At 69.2% G+C, this 17,781-nt stretch carries 19 protein-coding genes; 12 read left to right on the forward strand and 7 right to left on the reverse strand.

The genetic code is table 11. The features are described from left to right. Positions 1-3: 3 nt before the first annotated feature. Positions 4-783 (reverse strand): enoyl-CoA hydratase, encoded by a 780-nt coding sequence (locus Q0A34_RS04270; RefSeq protein ID WP_291478761.1) that lies wholly within the window; start codon positions 781-783, stop codon positions 4-6. Between the two features lie 165 nt (positions 784-948). After that, positions 949-1,830, reverse strand: a complete 882-nt coding sequence (locus tag Q0A34_RS04275) for an aldo/keto reductase (protein WP_291478763.1) — start codon at positions 1,828-1,830, stop codon at positions 949-951. A gap of 85 nt (positions 1,831-1,915) precedes the next feature. On the opposite strand from Q0A34_RS04275, the gene Q0A34_RS04280 reads away from it, so the two are divergent. The 5 genes from Q0A34_RS04280 to Q0A34_RS04300 all read left to right on the forward strand — a co-directional run bounded on the left by Q0A34_RS04280 (position 1,916) and on the right by Q0A34_RS04300 (position 5,442). Continuing rightward, positions 1,916-2,179, forward strand: a complete 264-nt coding sequence (locus Q0A34_RS04280; protein ID WP_291478765.1) for a helix-turn-helix transcriptional regulator — start codon at positions 1,916-1,918, stop codon at positions 2,177-2,179. Between the two features lie 7 nt (positions 2,180-2,186). Next, on the forward strand, positions 2,187-2,741 hold the full coding sequence (locus Q0A34_RS04285; protein WP_291478767.1) for a hypothetical protein: 555 nt from the start codon (positions 2,187-2,189) through the stop codon (positions 2,739-2,741). A gap of 37 nt (positions 2,742-2,778) precedes the next feature. Further along, a complete protein-coding gene (locus tag Q0A34_RS04290) occupies positions 2,779-3,669 on the forward strand; it encodes an ATP-binding cassette domain-containing protein (protein ID WP_291478769.1) in 891 nt (296 codons plus the stop codon). Continuing rightward, the gene (locus Q0A34_RS04295; protein WP_291478771.1) at positions 3,666-4,871 is read left to right on the forward strand and encodes an ABC transporter permease; all 1,206 of its coding nucleotides are present in this window, start codon (positions 3,666-3,668) and stop codon (positions 4,869-4,871) included. The genes Q0A34_RS04290 and Q0A34_RS04295 overlap by 4 nt, the downstream gene beginning before the upstream one ends. 70 nt (positions 4,872-4,941) lie before the next feature. After that, the gene (locus tag Q0A34_RS04300) at positions 4,942-5,442 is read left to right on the forward strand and encodes a 2-oxo-4-hydroxy-4-carboxy-5-ureidoimidazoline decarboxylase (RefSeq protein ID WP_291478773.1); all 501 of its coding nucleotides are present in this window, start codon (positions 4,942-4,944) and stop codon (positions 5,440-5,442) included. A gap of 20 nt (positions 5,443-5,462) precedes the next feature. Here Q0A34_RS04300 and Q0A34_RS04305 read toward each other — a convergent pair whose 3' ends face one another. Beyond that, entirely contained in the window at positions 5,463-5,822 is a 360-nt protein-coding gene (locus tag Q0A34_RS04305) for an FKBP-type peptidyl-prolyl cis-trans isomerase (protein WP_291478774.1), read from the reverse strand. A gap of 156 nt (positions 5,823-5,978) precedes the next feature. Beyond that, positions 5,979-7,274 (reverse strand): citrate synthase, encoded by a 1,296-nt coding sequence (locus tag Q0A34_RS04310; RefSeq protein ID WP_291478776.1) that lies wholly within the window; start codon positions 7,272-7,274, stop codon positions 5,979-5,981. Positions 7,275-7,604: 330 nt separating this feature from the next. Between Q0A34_RS04310 and serC the strand changes: the two genes are divergently transcribed. The 3 genes from serC (at position 7,605) to Q0A34_RS04325 (ending at position 10,924) form a co-directional block, all read left to right on the forward strand. Further along, positions 7,605-8,738, forward strand: coding sequence for a phosphoserine transaminase (gene serC, locus Q0A34_RS04315; protein WP_291478778.1), 1,134 nt, complete (start codon positions 7,605-7,607; stop codon positions 8,736-8,738). A gap of 83 nt (positions 8,739-8,821) precedes the next feature. Beyond that, complete coding sequence (sepH, locus tag Q0A34_RS04320; RefSeq protein ID WP_291478780.1) at positions 8,822-9,994, forward strand: septation protein SepH; 1,173 nt, start codon at positions 8,822-8,824, stop codon at positions 9,992-9,994. Positions 9,995-10,021: 27 nt separating this feature from the next. Next, entirely contained in the window at positions 10,022-10,924 is a 903-nt protein-coding gene (locus Q0A34_RS04325) for a hypothetical protein (RefSeq protein ID WP_291478781.1), read from the forward strand. Between the two features lie 128 nt (positions 10,925-11,052). Here Q0A34_RS04325 and Q0A34_RS04330 read toward each other — a convergent pair whose 3' ends face one another. Together Q0A34_RS04330 and Q0A34_RS04335 are read right to left on the reverse strand one after the other, a co-directional pair. After that, positions 11,053-11,898, reverse strand: a complete 846-nt coding sequence (locus Q0A34_RS04330) for an RNA methyltransferase (protein WP_291478782.1) — start codon at positions 11,896-11,898, stop codon at positions 11,053-11,055. A 4-nt stretch (positions 11,899-11,902) separates the two neighbouring features. Beyond that, positions 11,903-13,354: an NCS2 family permease gene (locus tag Q0A34_RS04335; protein WP_291478783.1), complete on the reverse strand. Its 1,452-nt coding sequence runs from the start codon at positions 13,352-13,354 to the stop codon at positions 11,903-11,905. Positions 13,355-13,413: 59 nt separating this feature from the next. Between Q0A34_RS04335 and Q0A34_RS04340 the strand changes: the two genes are divergently transcribed. From Q0A34_RS04340 to Q0A34_RS04350, 3 genes are read left to right on the forward strand one after another with little or no spacing between them, the layout of a single operon-like run. Next, positions 13,414-14,253: a glutaminyl-peptide cyclotransferase gene (locus Q0A34_RS04340; RefSeq protein ID WP_291478784.1), complete on the forward strand. Its 840-nt coding sequence runs from the start codon at positions 13,414-13,416 to the stop codon at positions 14,251-14,253. Continuing rightward, on the forward strand, positions 14,243-15,622 hold the full coding sequence (locus Q0A34_RS04345; RefSeq protein WP_291478785.1) for an MFS transporter: 1,380 nt from the start codon (positions 14,243-14,245) through the stop codon (positions 15,620-15,622). Before Q0A34_RS04340 ends, Q0A34_RS04345 begins: the two co-directional genes overlap by 11 nt. 54 nt (positions 15,623-15,676) lie before the next feature. Continuing rightward, positions 15,677-16,255, forward strand: a complete 579-nt coding sequence (locus Q0A34_RS04350) for a DUF2771 domain-containing protein (RefSeq protein ID WP_291478786.1) — start codon at positions 15,677-15,679, stop codon at positions 16,253-16,255. A 23-nt stretch (positions 16,256-16,278) separates the two neighbouring features. Here the strand turns inward: Q0A34_RS04350 and Q0A34_RS04355 are convergent, their stop codons facing one another. Further along, positions 16,279-16,680 carry a cold-shock protein gene (locus tag Q0A34_RS04355; RefSeq protein WP_291478787.1) on the reverse strand — a complete coding sequence of 134 codons (402 nt, stop codon included), beginning with the start codon at positions 16,678-16,680 and terminating at the stop codon, positions 16,279-16,281. A gap of 431 nt (positions 16,681-17,111) precedes the next feature. Between Q0A34_RS04355 and Q0A34_RS04360 the strand changes: the two genes are divergently transcribed. After that, on the forward strand, positions 17,112-17,759 hold the full coding sequence (locus Q0A34_RS04360) for a resuscitation-promoting factor Rpf1 domain-containing protein (protein ID WP_291478788.1): 648 nt from the start codon (positions 17,112-17,114) through the stop codon (positions 17,757-17,759). Positions 17,760-17,781: the final 22 nt, after the last annotated feature.

Here is a 17,781-nt window from a genome sequence, read left to right on the forward strand (position 1 = left end):
CAGCTACCGCCCCTCGAAGACGGGCGGACGCTTCTCCCCGCGGGCCCGCCGCGCCTCCGCGGCGTCCCGGCTGAGCCAGCAGGCACCGCCGAGCTGCTCGATCTCCGCGGCGAGCCCGTCATCCGGGTCGGGGTTGTTCATCGCCAACTTGAAGTAGTGCATCGACATCGGCGCCTGCCGCGACATGGTGCGGGCAAGCTCCAGGGCGTCCTCCGGCGGGCCGCCCAACACGGCGAAGCCGTTCGCCACGGCCGCACTCTGGCCCACCTGCGCGCCGGCGATCAGCACATTGCGTGCCAGTGACCCGCCGAGCAGTTCCACCGCCCGGCGCACCGTCCACCGGTCCAGGCTGAAGCCGTGGTCGACCGCCGGCACCCACACCCGCGCCCTCGGCCCCATGACCCGCAGGTCACAGGCGAGAACGAGCTGGCAGCCGGCGCCGACGGCGGGGCCCTGCACGTCAGCCACGACCGGCACCGGCGCCTCGCTGACCGCGCGGATCATACGTTCGAGGGCACTGAAGAAACCGGTGGCGTAGACACCGCCCTTCAGGTTGGCACCGGCGCAGAACGCGGGCCCCTCGGCCCGCAGAAGAATGACGCGCACTGGTTCCCCCGCTGCGACGAGCCCCTCCACGGCATCGGCGACGGCGGTGCACACCCCGGCATCCAAGGCGTTACGCCGCTCGGGCCGGCTGAGGGTGATCACCCCGACCGCCGGTGCCGCGTCGTCCCGCGTCACCCTGATACCCGCGTCGACCGGAGCCTGCTGCGCCTCTGCCATTGCCTCATCCGCCTCTCACCGTTACACCGGAACTCCGGCTGCTCTCCGGTGCCCATTGTCCTCCAAAGCGAGGGCGGACGTGGAGGGACACCGCATACGTGGGGGTCCCCTGCACCTCCCCGACGCCCCCCACGCCTCGTCCTACGCCTTGTCCTACGCCTTGTCCTACGCCTTGTCCTCCGGGATGCCGAAGGCGGCCTCCCGCGGGTCGGCGCCGACCCGTCCGGCGGCGGTCCCGTCGTCGTCCAGGGCGGTGATCCGCGCGATCTGCTCCGCGGTGAGCTCGAAGCCGTCGACGTCGAGGTTCTGGCGGACCCGCTCCGGCTTCCGGGAGCGGGGGAAGACCACGATGCCCTGCTGCAGGTGCCAGCGCACGATCACCTGTGCCGGGTGCACGCCGTGCTCCTCGGCGACGGAGGTGATCACGGGGTGGTCGAGGAGGCCTCGCCCCAACGGCGACCATGCCTCGGTGACGATGCCGCGCCTGGCGTCGTCGGCACGCTGGGCGGCCTGGGAGAAACCGGGGTGCAGTTCGATCTGGTTGACCGCCGGGACGACACCGGTGGCGTCGATGATCTCGTCGAGGACCTCCGGGTAGAAGTTCGAGACACCGATCGACGTGGTCTTCCCCGCCTCCCGGGCGTCGATGAGCGAACGCCAGGCGTCGACGTAGCGCCCGTAGGACGGGACGGGCCAGTGGATCAGCCAGAGGTCGACGTGGTCGAGCCCGAGGTTCGCCAGCGATGTGTCGATCGCCTCGGCGGCCCTGCCGGGCGCCTGGTCGGCGTTCCACAGCTTCGTGGTGACGTAGAGGTCGTCGCGGGTGACCTCCCCGTCGGCGATGGCGTCGGCGATGGCCCGGCCGACGTCCTTCTCGTTGCCGTAGGCGGCGGCGGTGTCGATGTGGCGGGCTCCGGCGGTGATCGCCGCGCGGGTGGAGGAGTAGGCGTCCTCCGGGGAGAGCTCCCAGACGCCGAGTCCGAGCTGGGGGATCTCGTGTCCGTCGTTGAGGGTGACTGTCGCTTGGGTCTGCGTGGTTCCTGTCATGGCGACCAGCGTAGGCCTCCCCACGCTTCCTCGCATCGGCTGCAGAACCTTGACAAAGTGTTGGGTTTATACAATGCTTCGTTTCATGTCCCCGAAGAAGAAGCCGACTCGCCCGATCCACAACAGGATCCGGGTCCTTCGCGCGGAACGGGACATGTCGCGCGCCGACCTGGCCGCGCTCATCGACGTGAACCCGCAGACCGTCGGGGCACTCGAGCGCGGCGACCACTCCCCCAGCCTCGACCTCGCGTTCCGCATCTGCGAGGTGTTCACCCTCCCGGTCGAAGCCGTGTTCAGCCGGACGGAGTTCGGACCGATGTCCACCGAGATCTACCGGAAGGAACAGTGACACAGTGATGAACACCACGGACGCGATGACCGCCGTGAACGCCTGGGCCGAACGGCGCACCGTGCGGCGCACGGAGAGATGGAACGCCCGGGCGGACACGATGTCCACCCAGCTGCCCGCCTGGAGAACCGAGGCCAGGGTCCGCCTCCTGATCAGGGTCTACCTCGGCGCCCTGGCGGCAGGCCTGGCCACCGCCGTCACCCAGGTCTTCTGGACCCCGGCCCTGTTCGCCTGGGTGCCGTTCACCCTGGCCCTCTGCGTGAGCTGGACAATGCTGCGCACCGTGATCAACACCCGCGACGCCGCGCCGGAGTCCGAACTCGACGAATACGAGTCGAGGATCCTGCGGACGTGGCAGGTCGCCGCCTACGGCTGGACGACGGCGATCCTCTTCACCGTCAGCATGTTCATGATCTTCGTGGCGGTCATCGCCCCGGACAGCCTTGACCGGTGGGTATACACCGCCGGTCTCCTGTGCGTCCTCGGCATGCTGTCCGCCACGGCGGTCCCCACCATCGCCTACGCCACGACCTTCGGTCCCGTTCCCCCGCCAAACAACTAGTCTGGCCATCACCACCCCTCAACCAGAGGAGAACCTCATGCCCACCCTCGAGCTCGACCGTCTCAACAAAACCTTCGGAAGCGGGGAGTCCGCGGTCCGCGCGCTGACCGACATGAGCTTCACCGTGCGGCCCGGCGAGATCTACGGTTTCGTCGGCTCCAACGGCGCCGGGAAGTCGACGGCCATGCGCATCGCGCTCGGCGTCCTGGCCTCCGACTCCGGCGAGGCCAGGGTCGACGGCACCCCGGTCAACGACGACATCCGGCGCACGATCGGGTACATGCCCGAGGAACGCGGACTCTACGACAAGGAGAAGATCGCCGACCAGCTCATCTTCTTCGGACGCCTGCACGGGCTGACCAAGCAGGCCGCGACATCGGCCACCGACGAACTCCTCGAACAGCTCGGCCTCGCCGACCGTGCCGACGCCAAACTCCAGGAGCTCTCCCTGGGCAACCAGCAGCGTGTGCAGCTGGCCGCCTCACTCGTCCACCACCCCGACCTCCTCATCCTCGACGAACCCTTCAGCGGGCTCGACCCGGTCGCCGTCTCCGTGATGAGCGACATGCTGCTCTCGAAGGCGGCCGAAGGTGTCCCCGTGCTGTTCTCCTCCCACCAGCTCGACCTGGTCCAGCGGCTGTGCCACCGGGTGGGCATCATCACCAAGGGGCAGATGAAGGCCGAGGGCACCGTCGACGAGCTGCGCAACCGCGGTCCCGTCCTCTACGAGGTCGTCACCGCCGCCCGGGACTGGTACCCGGCGGGGACGCGCGTCGTCGAGTCCGACGACCACTCCGTCACCCTGGACGCCGGCCACGTCACCGACCAGGAGATCCTCCACGCCGCCCTCGACGCCGGCACCGTCCACGGGTTCGCCCGGCGCGTCCCCGACCTGACCGATCTTTTCAAGGAGGTCGTCACCTCATGAGCACCCAGACAACTCCCCGCCCGGCCGGCCCCGGCTACTCCCGCGCCAGCGCCGTCCGCACCGTCACCGGACGTGAGATCCAGGTCGCGACGAGGAACAAGGGCATCATCGCGACGTTCATCATCGTCCTGGTCGTTGTCGTCGGGGCGATCTTCGTCATCAACTACTTCGACGGCCGGGACAGCGACAACCCCGAACTCGTCGTCGCCGGCACCGACGCCGCCGTGGTCTCCGAGATCGCCGGCGACGGTGTCGACGTCAGTAGCGCAGACGACCGGGACGCCGCCGTGGCAGCCGTGGAGGACGGCAAGGACGCCGCCCTCGTCCGCACCGACGGTGGCTTCGAACTGCTCAGCGACGGCACCCCGGACCCCGCGCTCTCCGCGGCGGCCCAGGCCGCAGCCTCCGCCATCGCCCAGAACGACGCGCTCGACGCCGTCGGCGTGGACCCCGCGGAGTTCGCCGCAGCACTCCCCGACGCCGCCGTGACCACCGTGGACCTCTCCGCCGACGCCGACGAGGACAACACCGCCGCGGTGGTGACCACCATGCTGGGCACCATGGTCGTGCTCACCTTCATCATGATCTTCGCCGGGAACGTCGGTGGACGCGTCACCGAGGAGAAGTCCTCCCGCGTCGTGGAGATCATCCTGGCCACGATCCGCCCGATCGACCTGCTGGTCGGCAAGGTCCTGGCCATGCTCGTCATCGGTTTCCTCGGCACCGTGGTGATCCTCGGCGTCGCCACGACCGCGCTCAAGGTGACCGGCCTGCTCGACGACGTCCGGATAGACGCAGCGACGCTACCGGTGCTCCTCGTCTCGTTCATCCTGGGCATGCTCTTCTTCAGCGCCCTCTACGCCGCGGCAGGGTCGATGGTCAGCAAGGCGGAGGACCTCAGCAGCACCCAGATGCCGGTGATGCTGATCTTCTTCGCGGTGATGTACCCGCCGATCTTCGGGTGGAGCGTGCCGGACTCCACGGTGATGCAGGTGCTGTCGTGGGTGCCGCCGATCTCCCTGGGTGTCGCCCCGATGCGCTACGCCGCCGGTGACATGTCCCTCGGCCTCCTTGTCGCGTCCTACGCCCTGCTCGCCCTGACCACCGCGCTGGTCCTGCTGCTGGTCGCGCGCATCTACCGCGGGTCGATCCTCAACAACGGCAGGAAGATGACCTGGATGCGTGCCATCAAGGCCGGGTAAGGCGTCCACACCTCCGGGAGTTCACCACGGCGAAACGGGGCGGAAACGCCCCGCCCGTTCACTGGGGACCATGATTGACACCGTTCCCGTCACCACCGTCGACGAACTCAACCGGATGAACCCCGACCGGGTCGCCGGCATGGTCGGCGACCTTCTCTACTCTCCCCAGCTCGGCGCCGCCGTCGCCGCGGCCGCCCCCTTCCGCAGCCTCGAGCACCTGCTCGACGCCGCCCACCGGGAACTGCTGCGGCTCCCGCGCGTCGAGATCCTCGCCAGCATCCAGGCCCACCCCGTGCTCGGCCAGAAGACCACCGACCCCTACTCCCGTGAGGAACAGTCGTTCATCCTCGACTCCCCTCCCGAGGTCCTCACCGAGATCGCCGACCTGGTGGGCCGCTACGAGGCCCGGTTCCACCACATCTTCCTCGTCTGCGCCCGGGGCATCGGCGGGCACGAGGTCCTGCTCCTGCTGCGCCGACGCCTCAACAACCCCACCGTCACAGAATGGGAGACCACCGTGCGCGAACTCGGCAGGATCAACGTCCTGCGGTTGCGCACGGTGGTCCGGTAGGTCGGCCTGTCGGTCTCCTGCTAGTGGACGTCCACCAGGTCGATGATGAAGACCAGGGTACGGCCGGCCAGCGGGTTGCCTGCCCCGGCGGGACCGTAGGCCAGCTCCGGCGGGATGGTCAGCTTCCGCCGCCCGTTGACCTTCATGCCCGGGATCCCGTCCTGCCAGCCCTGGATCAGGCCGGTCAGGGGGAACTCGATGGTCTGTCCACGGTCCCAGGAGGAGTCGAACTCCTGCCCGGACTCGTAGTCGACCCCCACGTAGTGAACCTCGACCATGCCACCGGGCACAGCTTCGGCGCCGTCGCCGACAGTGATGTCCTCGATCACCAGCTCAGAGGGCGCGGGGCCGGACTGGGGGTCGATGGTGGGCTTGCTCATGGATTGACTCCTGAAGATTCGCGGTCAGACTAACCGTCTCAGATTACCAGCACCCCCACAGCAGGAGCGGAAACGCCGTAAGCCCGGCCCTGCGGTTCGCACAGGGGCCGGGCTTACGGGGCGGGGCACACGTCCGGTGACGCGGCGCCGGTGGGACTAGCGCTTGTCGCGCGGGACGAAGGCGCGCTGGCTGGCACCGGTGTAGATCTGACGCGGGCGGTTGATCTTCGCCGTCGGCTCGTTGATCTGCTCCAGGTAGTGGGCGATCCAGCCCGGCAGGCGGCCCATGGCGAACAGGACGGTGAAGAAGTCCGTCGGGAAGCCCATGGCGCGGTAGATCAGGCCGGTGTAGAAGTCGACGTTCGGGTACAGCTTGCGGGAGATGAAGTAGTCGTCGTTGAGGGCGATCTCCTCCAGCTTCATCGCGAGGTCCAGCAGGTTGTCGCCACCGAGGTGCTCGAGGATCTCGTGTGCCGACTCCTTGACGATGGCGGCACGCGGATCGTAGTTCTTGTACACGCGGTGACCGAAGCCCATGAGCTTCACGCCCGGCTCCTTGTTCTTCACGCGGGCCATGAAGTCCGTCGCGTCGCCACCGTTGGCGTGGATCTCCTCCAGCATCTCCAGGACAGCCTGGTTGGCGCCACCGTGCAGCGGGCCGGAGAGGGCGTTGACGCCCGCGGCGATGGAGGAGTAGATGTTCGCGTGCGAGGAGCCGACCATGCGCACGGTCGAGGTGGAGCAGTTCTGCTCGTGGTCGGCGTGCAGGATGAGCAGCTTGTCCAGTGCCTTGGACAGCACCGGGTCGACCTCGTACTCCTCGGTCGGGTAGCCGAACATGTTGCGCAGGAAGTTCTCCCGGGCGTTCAGCTTGTTGTCCGGGTACATGTAAGGCTTGCCCTTGGACGCGCGGTAGGCGTAGGCCGCCAACATCGGCACCTTCGCCATCAGGCGGTAGGTGTTCTTGACCTGGAAGTCCTTGTTCAGCGGGTCGAGCTCGTCCTCGTAGTAGGTCGCGAGGATGTTGACCGAGGACGCCAGGACGTTCATCGGGTGGGCGTCACGCGGGAAGATCTTGAACTGGCTCTTGAAGTCCTCGTCGAGCAGCGTGTGGCGCCGGATGTTCGCGTTGAAGTTCTCCAGCTCCTGGTCGTTCGGCAGTTCGCCGTTGATCAGGAGGTAACTGACCTCGTTGAAGGTGGCGTTGTTGGCCAGGTCGGCGATGTCGTAACCGCGGTACCGCAGGATTCCTTCGCCACCGTCGATGTAGGTGATCTCGGAGAGGGTGGAACCTGTGTTCACGTAGCCGGGGTCAACGGTGGTCAGGCCGGTTTCGGCGAGCAGCTTGCCCAGTGCGAATCCGGAGTTTCCTTCGTTGGCCTTGACGATCGGCATTTCGTATTCGCCACCGGGGTAGTGGAGAACGGCCTTGTCCTGGTTTTCGGAAGCCATTGACAGCCCTTTCGTTTATTCAGGTACTTCGATGCTTTCGGTTGTGTCCCCTGCGCCGGAGATCACCGACCCGGGGCCCGCCTCGAACCGAGCGGCCCGGCGTGAATAAAGCTCATGCTGCGGACCGTGGACGATCGTGGGATAGGACACACTGTACCCAATGGCCCCCGCACGGACACAGTAGGGCCGTACGGTATCCCCGTCGGCCACCCCCGGTGCATCCCGGAGTGTGGGACGTCCGGTTCCACGAAATGGCGCGACCGGCTAGGCTGACGACGTTCCCGAACCACCCGTGCTTGGAAGACTAGGAAGAGATCAGGAAAGCCGATCATGAGCGACCAGTTCCCCACCCTGCCCGAGAACCTCCTCCCCGCCGACGGCCGCTTCGGTTGCGGCCCCTCGAAGGTCCGCCAGGACCAGATCGACGCCATCGTCTCCGGTGGCCGAGACATCATCGGCACCTCCCACCGCCAGCCGGCCGTGAAGAACCTCGTCGGCTCCGTCCGGGAAGGCCTGGCGACCCTCTTCAACCTTCCCGAGGGCTACGAGATCATCACCTCCCTCGGTGGCGCCACAGCGTTCTGGGACTCGGCCTCCTTCGGCCTGATCCGCGACAGGTCCGCGCACCTGACCTACGGTGAGTTCTCCGGCAAGTTCGCCTCCGTCTCGAAGAAGGCCCCCTGGCTCGGCGAACCCGAGGTCTTCGCCTCCGAGCCCGGCACCGCCCCCTCCCCCGGTCAGCTCGACGGGGTGGACGCCGACCTGGTCGGCTGGGCCCACAACGAGACGTCCACCGGCGCCATGGTCCCGGTCACCCGCCCCGCCACCGACGCCCTCGTCGCCATCGACGCGACCTCCGGCGCCGGCGGACTGCCCGTGGACATCGCCGAGACCGACGTCTACTACTTCTCCCCCCAGAAGTGCTTCGCCTCGGACGGCGGCCTCTGGTTCGCCGCGTTCTCGCCGGCCGCCCTGGAGCGCGTCGAGGAGATCGCCGCGACCGACCGGTACATCCCGGCGTTCCTGGACCTGAAGACCGCGGTGGACAACTCCCGCAAGAACCAGACCTACAACACCCCCGCCGTCGGCACCCTGCTGATGATGGACGCCCAGGTGAAGTGGATGAACGCCAACGGCGGCCTGGACGGCATGGTGGCCCGCACCTCCGAGTCGTCCTCCACCCTGTACTCCTGGGCCGAGGCCCGCCCGGAGGCGTCCCCCTTCGTCGCCGAGCCGTCGAGCCGCTCGCTCGTGGTCGGCACCGTCGACTTCGACGAGTCGGTCGACGCCGACGTCATCGCGAAGACCCTGCGCGCCAACGGTGTCCTCGACACCGAGCCGTACCGCAAGCTGGGGCGCAACCAGCTGCGCATCGGCATGTTCCCGGCCATCGACCCGGAGGACGTCCGCACCCTCACCGCGGCGATCGACCACATCCTCGACTCCGGTGTCGCCAACAGGTAGCCCGCCGACGAGTCTGACTCACCCCCGGAAGCTCACCGTCTCCCGGGGGTTTCTGCGCTACTGTGGCGGAAAACACCCAGTGGATGGAGGTCCCACCGATGCAGGAACTGCGGTTCGTCAAAGACGACAGCGACCGGGCGTCCCTCGTTCTCCGCGTGGCCACCGGCGAGAACGCCGGCGAAAATGCCGCCGATGACGCGGGGGACGGCTCCGGGGTCGACGCCGGTGCCACGGAGTTCTTCCTCCCCGTCACCGACGAACTGACCGAGTTCCTCGGCATCTCCGCCACCGTCTCCCCGGGCGACGGGGAGGACGCCGACGACGCCACCGGGGACTCCACCGATTCCGCCGACCCTGCCGGGGTGGCAGGGACGGCCGGGTCGACTGGGTCCGCTGGGACGGCCGGGTCCGCTGCGGAACCCGTGCTGACCCCCGCCCCCGAACCTGCGCCCACACCGGTACGTGAACGCGTTCACCTGCGCCCCAAGGAGATCCAGGACCGCATCCGGCACGGCGAGACCGTGGAGCAGATCGTGGCGGACACCGGCATGGAGGACCGTCGAGTCCGCCCGTTCGCGGTGCCGATCGCGATGGAGCGCAACCGCATCGCCGAGATGGCCCGGGACGCCCACCCGGTGCGCGCCGACGGCCCCACCGACAGCCCGCTGCGCGAGGTCCTCGCCGGAGCCTTCGCCGCCCGCGGGGAGAGCCTGCGCGCGGCGGAGTGGTCCGCGGCCATGGACTCCTCCGACCACTGGATCATCTCGGTGAGCTGGACGAAAGGGAACCGTGAGGGCGGCTCCCGGTTCGTCGCCGACTTCCGCTTCGTACCGGGTGAGGACGGCCCGGCGACCGCGGAACCGGTGAACTCCGTGGCCTCCGACCTGATCGACCCCCGCTTCGAACGGCCGGTCCGCACCGTTTCGCCGGTGATCCCGTCGAGCAGGCGCGACGGCACCGACGAAGACTACTACGACTACGCCACGGACGACGACGCCGACGACCGCGTCGGCGGCACCCCCGTGGACGCCGGCCGGGGAGCCGACGCCACCCGACCGGACAACCCGCCGGTGGACCCGGGCTCCGACCCGACGGCAGACGCCCCGGTGGACCTCTTCGGCCGCCGTGGCCACCCCGCCGGCGGCGGCGACGACGCGCCCCGTCGCAAGAAGAAGGCCGTGACGCCGCACTGGGAGGACGTCCTGCTCGGCGTGCGGACCAACCCGAAGGCCAACGGCCGGAACAAGAAGAAGTAGGCCACGGTGCACTCACCCGACACTGTCGTGACCCTCTGGTTCGCCACGGCTGCGGTCCCGCGCGACGTGCTCACCTCCGAACCGACCCCGGACCGCGGCTTCGCCCGCAAGTACCTCGCCCAGCTCGGCGTCAGTCTCGAGGCGCAGGAGGCGGGCTCGTCGGCCGCCTTCGGCGACTTCTCCTCCCCCACGCACATCGGCGACTTCGACATGAACAGGTCCGCCCCGCCGGGCCCGCGCGAGTTCTACATCGGCGGCTACCCCGGACTGTCGATCGTGCAGACCGTGCTGCCTGACGCAGGCCTGCTGTCCGAGGTGCCGCTGCCCCTGCGGGACCTCATCGCCGCGGCGGACATCTACGTCACCTGCCGGACCCCGGACGACCCGGACGGGCTCGGCGGCTTCGCGCACTGGTCGGGCGGGTCGCTCAAGCGCTGCTTCACCGCCACCCGCGACAAGATCCTCGAGGACACCGGGCTGCCGGAACCTTTCGAGGCGCCGTTCTGGGAGGGCAACGTGGAGGCCACCGGGATCCAGCTGCCGTTCCGGCCTGGCGAGTTCGCCGCCGCGGCCGAGGAGCACTGGCTCGGTTTCCGGGTGGAGCGCGAGGGCATCGACATCCCGGTCTGCGCCTTCGCCCTGGACGGACGTGCCGCCGCCCGGTCCGGGCGCCGGACGGCGACGGGCGGTTCCTCCGCAGCGCCGCACCGCCCGGTGCGTCCGGTGAACCCGAACACGCCCGGCTACGACGACTACGCCGACGGCAAGGAGTCGGCGACCGGGGCCACCTCCGACCTGCTCAAGGGTGCTGCGCTGTCCGCGGTGACCGGGGTGGGGCGGGGTGTGCGCGGTGGTGTCCGGCTGTTCCGGACAGGGGCCCACATGATCGGCGACGAGGTCCGCCGCCGGGCACGCAACGCCGGACGGTAGGCCTCCGCGGACGGCGTCACCGGCCCGCGCCGGACGTCGCACCCCATAATCTGCTAATCAGCACAAAGCCCCAGGTCACAGTTGCATCAGCATCTTCAGAGGTGCGATGTCCGGTCGACCGCCGGACGTCAGAACTGCGCGGCGTAGAACCCGATCGCCGCCGAGGTCGCCACGTTCAACGAGTCCGTCCCCGGTGACATGGGGATCTTCGCCCGCACATCCGCCGCACGCATCGCGTGTTCGGTCAGTCCGGGCCCCTCCGCACCGACCATCACCGCCACCTTGCCGGCACCGGCGACCGCCTCGGACAGGGTCGTCCCGGTGTTCGGTGTCATCGCCACCACCCGGTATCCACGGGACCGCAGATCGGCCAGCCCACGCTGCCACGTCGTCGGGCGGGAGCCCAGGTGCGCGAAGGGGGTACGCAGGACGTGCCCCATCGACACCCGCACCACCCGCCGGTACAGCGGGTCGGCGCACCCGGCGCCCAGCAGGACCGCGCCCACCCCGAGCCCGGCGGCGTTGCGGAACAGCGCCCCGATGTTCTCGTGGTCGCCGACACCCTCCAGCACGGCGATCACCCGGTTGTCCGGGGAGAGGCCGTCCAGCACGTTCTGCGCCGACGGCTCCTCCACCCGGCCGGCGGTGGCGACGAGGCCCCGGTGCATGTCGAATCCGGCCACCTCGGCGAGCACCTCGCGGGTGACCTCGAGGAGCGGCACCCCCTCCAGACCCCGTGCCACGTCCGGGTCTGCCGCGGCGGCGTCCCGGAGCTGTTCCAGGCGGTGGGCGAAGCCGACGACCTGCCGCACCGGGAAGCGGGACGCCGCCAGCCGCGGCACCACCAGGTTGCCTTCGGCGACGACGAGTCCTTTCCCGCCGGGCAGGTCGGGGCGCCGGTCGGAGGAGTTCAGGTCCCGGACGTCGTCGAGCCGGGGGTCTGTGGGGTCGGTGACGGGCACGGGGGTCAGCATGCCCCTACCCCACCGCGTCCATGATCGGGTCGATGGCGAAGTACACCACGAACATGGCCGCCACCAGGTACATCAGCCAGTGCAGTGTCCTGCCGCGGCCGGTCACCAGCGCCATCACGGCGTAGGCGATGAAGCCCATGCCGATGCCGTTGGCGATGGAGTAGGTGTACGGCATGATCACGATCGTCAGGAAGGCGGGCAGGGCGATCTCGAACCGGGAGAAGTCGATCTCGGTGACCTGGCCCATCATCATCGCGCCGACGACGACCAGAACGGGCGCCGCCGCCTCGATGGGAACCACGGAGTACAGCGGCGTGAGGAACATCGCGGCGAGGAAGATCACGCCGGTGACCACGTTGGCCAGACCGGTCCGGGCCCCGTCCCCGATGCCGGCGGCGGAGTCCACGAACACGGTGTTGGACGACGCCGACACCGAACCGCCGACGGCCGCGCCGGCGCCCTCGACGATCAGGGCGGTGCGCAGGTTAGGCAGGTTGCCCTGCTCGTCGACGAGCCGGGCCTGCTTGCCCAGGGCGGTCATGGTGCCCATCGCGTCGAAGAAGTTCGCCAGCACCAGGGTGAACACCAGCAGGCAGGCCGAGAGTGCGCCGATCCTGGCGAAGGCGCCGAAGAGGTCGACGGCGCCGACGAGGCTGAGGTCCGGCACCGAACCCAGGGAGTCCGGGATCTCCGGGGTGGCCATCTGCCACCCCTTGCCCTCGCCGAAGTCGCCGGTGAGCGCCTGGACGACCATCGCGAAGACGGTGGTGACGATGATGCCGATGAACAGGCCGCCGCGCACCTTCTTCGCCACCAGGATGCCGCAGACGACCAGTCCGAGGACGAACGTCGCCGTCGGCCAGGAGGCGATGGAGCCCTCCGCCCCCAGGGACACCGGCACGGTGGTGCCGGCCGCGTCGGGGACGCGGCGGACGAACCCGGCGTCCACCACACCGACCATGGCGATGAACAGTCCGATACCGACCCCGATCGCCGCCTTGAGCGAGTCCGGGATGGCGTTGAACACGGCTTCGCGGAATCCGGTGACGGCCAGGATCACGATGATCACGCCGTCGATGACGACCAGCCCCATAGCCTGGGGCCAGGTGAGCCCCTCGGTGGCGACGAAGGTGACCGCCACGAGGGTGTTGATGCCCAGCCCGGCGGCGATGCCGAAGGGGTACCGGGCGAAGACGCCGAAGGCGATGGTCATCACCCCGGCGGCCAGCGCGGTGACGGCGGCGACGCGTGAGGTTCCCAGCGCGTCACCGTTGCCGTCCTCCACCGTGCCCAGGATCAGCGGGTTGAGGATGATGATGTAGGCCATCGCGAAGAACGTGACGACACCGGCACGGACCTCGGTGCCGACCGTCGAACGGCGTGCGGTGATGTGGAAGTACCGGTCGAGTGCTCCGGTGGCTGGTGCGGCGGTCTTCTCGCCGGTGCTTTCTGACATAGGTAGTAAGAATCGCACCAGGCAGGCCTGCGTGCAAGCGGTGTGGCAGCATGGACCCCATGTCCCCTCGCGTTCAGTCGCCGCCGCGTGGCGCAGCTACGGTGTCCACCCTGACCGCCGTCGTGCTGACGGTCACCACGGCTGCGTGTTCCGCTGACGGGAACTCCACCGGCGCCGTGTCGGACACGTCGACGGTGCCGGTGCTCACCGCCGAGGTCACCGCGGAGCACCCTTTCGACTCCTCGGCGTTCACCCAGGGGCTGGAGGTCATGCCGGACGGTGACCTGCTCGTGTCGACGGGGTTGAACGGCGAGTCGCGGATCTTCCGGGCACCCGTCGACGACGCGGCGTCCCCCACCGTCAGTGAGGACCTCGACGAGCGACACTTCGGCGAGGGCGCCACCCTGCACGGTGACACCGTCTGGCAGTTGACGTGGAAGTCCGGTGTCGCCTTCGCCCGTGACGCCGACACCCTGGAGGTCACCCGGACCGCCTCCTACGACGGGGAGGGGTGGGGACTGTGCTCCGACGGGGACCGGCTGGTGATGTCGGACGGCTCCCCCACCCTGACCTTCCGCGACCCGGACTCCTTCGAACGGACCGGCGACGTGGAGGTCACGCTCGACGGTGAGCCGGTGGAGGAGCTCAATGAACTGGAGTGCACCGGCACCGGGGACGGGCGTGAGGTGTGGGCGAACGTGTGGCACTCCGACCACGTCCTGCGTATCGACCCGGCCACCGGGGAGGTCACCGGGGTGGTCGAGCTCGACCTGCCCGCCGGGGACAGGGACGGCGCCGACGTGCTCAACGGCATCGCCCGGAACGCCACGGACGACGGCTTCCTGGTGACCGGCAAGCTGTGGGACACGCTCTACGAGGTGCGGTTCAGTGAGAAGTGACGGGGTGATGGCGCGCTCGGCCAACCGGGTGTGGGGGCTGATGGGGGCCGACGGTGCCCGCGAGTCGGGGCTGACGGCGCTGATGTACACCTCCATCGCGAACTTCGCGGTGGACGCCGTGCTGGCGGTGTCCCTGGCCGGCACCCTGTTCTTCTCCGCGGCGGAGGCGGAGTCCCGGACGTCGGTCGCCGCGTACCTTCTGGTGACGATCGCCCCCTTCGCCCTGCTCGCCCCACTGATCGGCCCTGCCCTGGACCGGATCCGCACCGGTCGCCGTCTCGCGTTGTCCCTCACCTTCGCGGGACGGGTGATCCTGGCCGCGGTGCTGCTCCAGAACTTCGACTCCTGGGTGCTCTACCCTGCCGCGCTGGGCATGCTGGTGCTCAGCAAGTCCTACGGGGTGCTGAAGTCCTCGGTCACCCCACGTGTGGCCCCGGACGGGCTGGACCTGGTGCGGGCCAATGCGCGCCTGACGATCGCCGGGCACGTCGGCGGGTCCCTGGTCGCCGGCGGTGCCGCCGCCGCGATCGCCTACGTCATCGACCCGCAGGCGGCCCTGTGGCTGCTCATGGTGGTGGCGTTGTCCGGGATCTACGGGTGCGCGCTGATCCCGTCCACCGCCGAGCGCGGACAGGACGAGGTCACCGTGAGCCCCTTCGTCCCGGAGGTGTCCGGAACGGATGTCACGACACTGCAGGGCCAGCCGCGGGGTGACCGGCGCGGCCGCCACCCCACCGGCACCGTGGTGACCCGGTGGCGCCGTTCCATCCGGGTGCGTTTCCCCGACGCCGCCCGGACCTGCATGTGGGCCACCGCGTTGCAGCGGTGCGGCACCGGGTTCATGACGATCTACATCGCCTTCGTGGCCAAGTCGTCCGACCACCTGTCGGGGTTCGGGCAGCTCAGCATCCTCGCCGCGGTCGGTGCCGCCGGCGGGGTGGGGACGTTCGCCGGTAACGCGCTGGGGTCCCGGATCCGGTTCGCCCGCCCCCAGGCCGCCGTGATGGTGCTGGGTGCGGTGTCACTGGGGTCGGTGGTGTGCGCCTCGGTGTGGGACGGGACGCTCACCGCCGCCGTCGCCACCGCGGTGCTCTCCCTGGGCAGCGCCATGTCGAAGGTGTGCCTGGACGCGGCGATCCAGTCGGGTCTCGCCCCGTCTGCGCAGGCGTCGGCGTTCGGTGTCTCCGAGACGTCGCTGCAGCTGTCGTGGGTCCTCGGCGGGACGTTGGGGATCCTGCTTCCCCCCGAGCTCACCGTCGGTATGGCTGTGCTGGCCCTCGTCGGTACAGTGATGTACGTCAATGTCGTCGCCGCGGCGCGTGGTGTCGGTCTGGGAGCCCTGATCGGTCGGGCGAGGAGTTCCCGGTGAGCAGGTGCACGGTCCCGGCCCCCGAGCCCCCCGTGGACAGGAGTTCCCCACCGAATGAGCACCGAGAAGCAGACGAAGAAGGAGCGGCGCAAGGCCGCCCAGCGTAGGCAGTACCTGATGTTCGGGGCGATCGTGCTCCTGGTCGTGGTCGTGGCCGGCGCGGTGCTGGGGTACCAGCGGTGGAGCGAGAACCGGCCCGGGCCGGACCCCCAGGACCTGCGGGTCACGGTCACCGACGCCTCCGGCGAGGAGACCGAGTACGCCCCCTACTCCGTCTGCCAGCGTTTCACCGGCGACTGTGAGGAGTCTGACCCGGCGACGATCGACATCGGCCCGGACGACGAGGTCACGGTGTCTGTGCCGGAGGAGGTCAGCAGCCAGGACTGGTCCCTGCTGCGGATCTTCGACGACCAGGCGGCGAACACGGAGAACACCTGGGCCGCCGGGGAGCGGACGGAGGTCACCGTCCACGGTTCCGCGGACGCCGGTGACGGGGAGGGCGAGGGGGCCCGGCTCAGCGTGGTCGAGGTCCACGCCCTGATCCTCGGCGAGGAGGACGGCGAGGAGGTCCCCTACGGCCTGGTGTGGGCGTTCAACACCGGCGTGGAGCCGGCACCGGTCGACGGGGAGTGACCCCCGCCCCGGCCGGCCGCCGGTCAGCTGTCGAGTTCGCGCGCGATGGTGCGCAGGATCTCGGCGACCTGCCGTCCTTCCCTGCGGTCGGGACGGCGCCCGGCCTCCAGGCTCGGCTGCACCCTCGACTCCAGCAGGGTCACGGTGTCCTGGACGAGTTCGTGCAGTTTGTCCGGGCTGTACCTGTGACCCCGGGGTCCCTTCTGCGGTGACGGGGCGGGCCCGTCGTCCAGCACCGTGACGCGCATCGCCTGCGGGCCCTTGCGGGCCTCGGCGAAGTCGTACTCGAGACGCTGCCCCTTGTGCAGTTCGGTGACACCGTCGGGGAGCACCTGCGACCCGACGTAGACGTCCTCACCGTCGGGGTTGGAGACGAAGCCGAATCCCCGGTCCGGGTCGTACCACTTCACTTTTCCGGTCGGCATGGTGTCGGCCTGTCCTTTCTCTACGGATGTCTTTCCCGTGTTACCTGTGTTGCCTGTGCTGCGTGAGTTACGCCTGTTGCACACGGCATTACCCATGGTCCGGGAGTACGCCAGTTTACCCCGGGTCACCCGGGGGCCGACATCCCCGCCACGCCCCCTGATGTGATGAAGGTCACACACAGAAGATAACGGTTCGATAACGTTCGAGACACGGAACGGTAACGCACTGGGCAACGGTGGTTTTCACCCCGCCCACGACACGGATCACAATTACGTTGCCACCGCGCCAGGGCGCCTGAACAGCCACGAATCCGGGCGATCGGCGTGACTCAATCGTGACAAACCGTTACTGTCGGGTCCCAGCAATGAACACCGCGGTGACCCACGGGACCTGATCACCGCACCAACGACTCCGAAAGGAATCACCCCACATGGGACGACACACCATCCGTAAGAGCAGCTTCAGCACCAAGCGCCTCGCCGTCGCCGGCATGGCCGCCCTGGCCCTCGGCGCCGTCGCCGCTCCGGCAGCCAACGCCGCCCCCGACTCCGACTGGGACCGCCTCGCAGAGTGCGAGTCCGGCGGAGACTGGCACATCAACACCGGCAATGGCTTCCAGGGTGGACTGCAGTTCTCCCCGAGCACCTGGTCCGGCTACGGCGGCGACGAGTTCGCCCCCTCCGCCGACCAGGCCTCCCGCGAAGAGCAGATCGTGGTCGCCGAGCGCGTCCTCGAGGGCCAGGGCTGGGGCGCATGGCCGTCCTGCTCCGCCCAGCTGGGCCTGAACTCCGCCCCCGAGCAGCGTTCCGCCCCGGGCGCCTCCACCGGCAACGACTACGCCTCCAACCCGCAGGAGGCGGCCGCCGACCTCAGCAGCCAGACCGACACCCTCGCCATCGACGGCGTCTGGGAGAAGGTCACCGAGGCCTTCGCCGCCAACGGCGTCGAGGTGCCCACCGAGCTGGAGTCCCTCTACAAGGCCAACCGCACGGCCCTGAACGACAACTACACCGACGGTCTCAAGCAGGCCGAGGCCGCCGCCGACCAGTACAAGGCCCTCACCGCCAACCTGGCCTGATCCGGCCGGGCCCCCGGCCCCG

Source organism: Corynebacterium sp. (genome assembly GCF_022712195.1).
Classification (GTDB): Bacteria; Actinomycetota; Actinomycetes; order Mycobacteriales; family Mycobacteriaceae; genus Corynebacterium.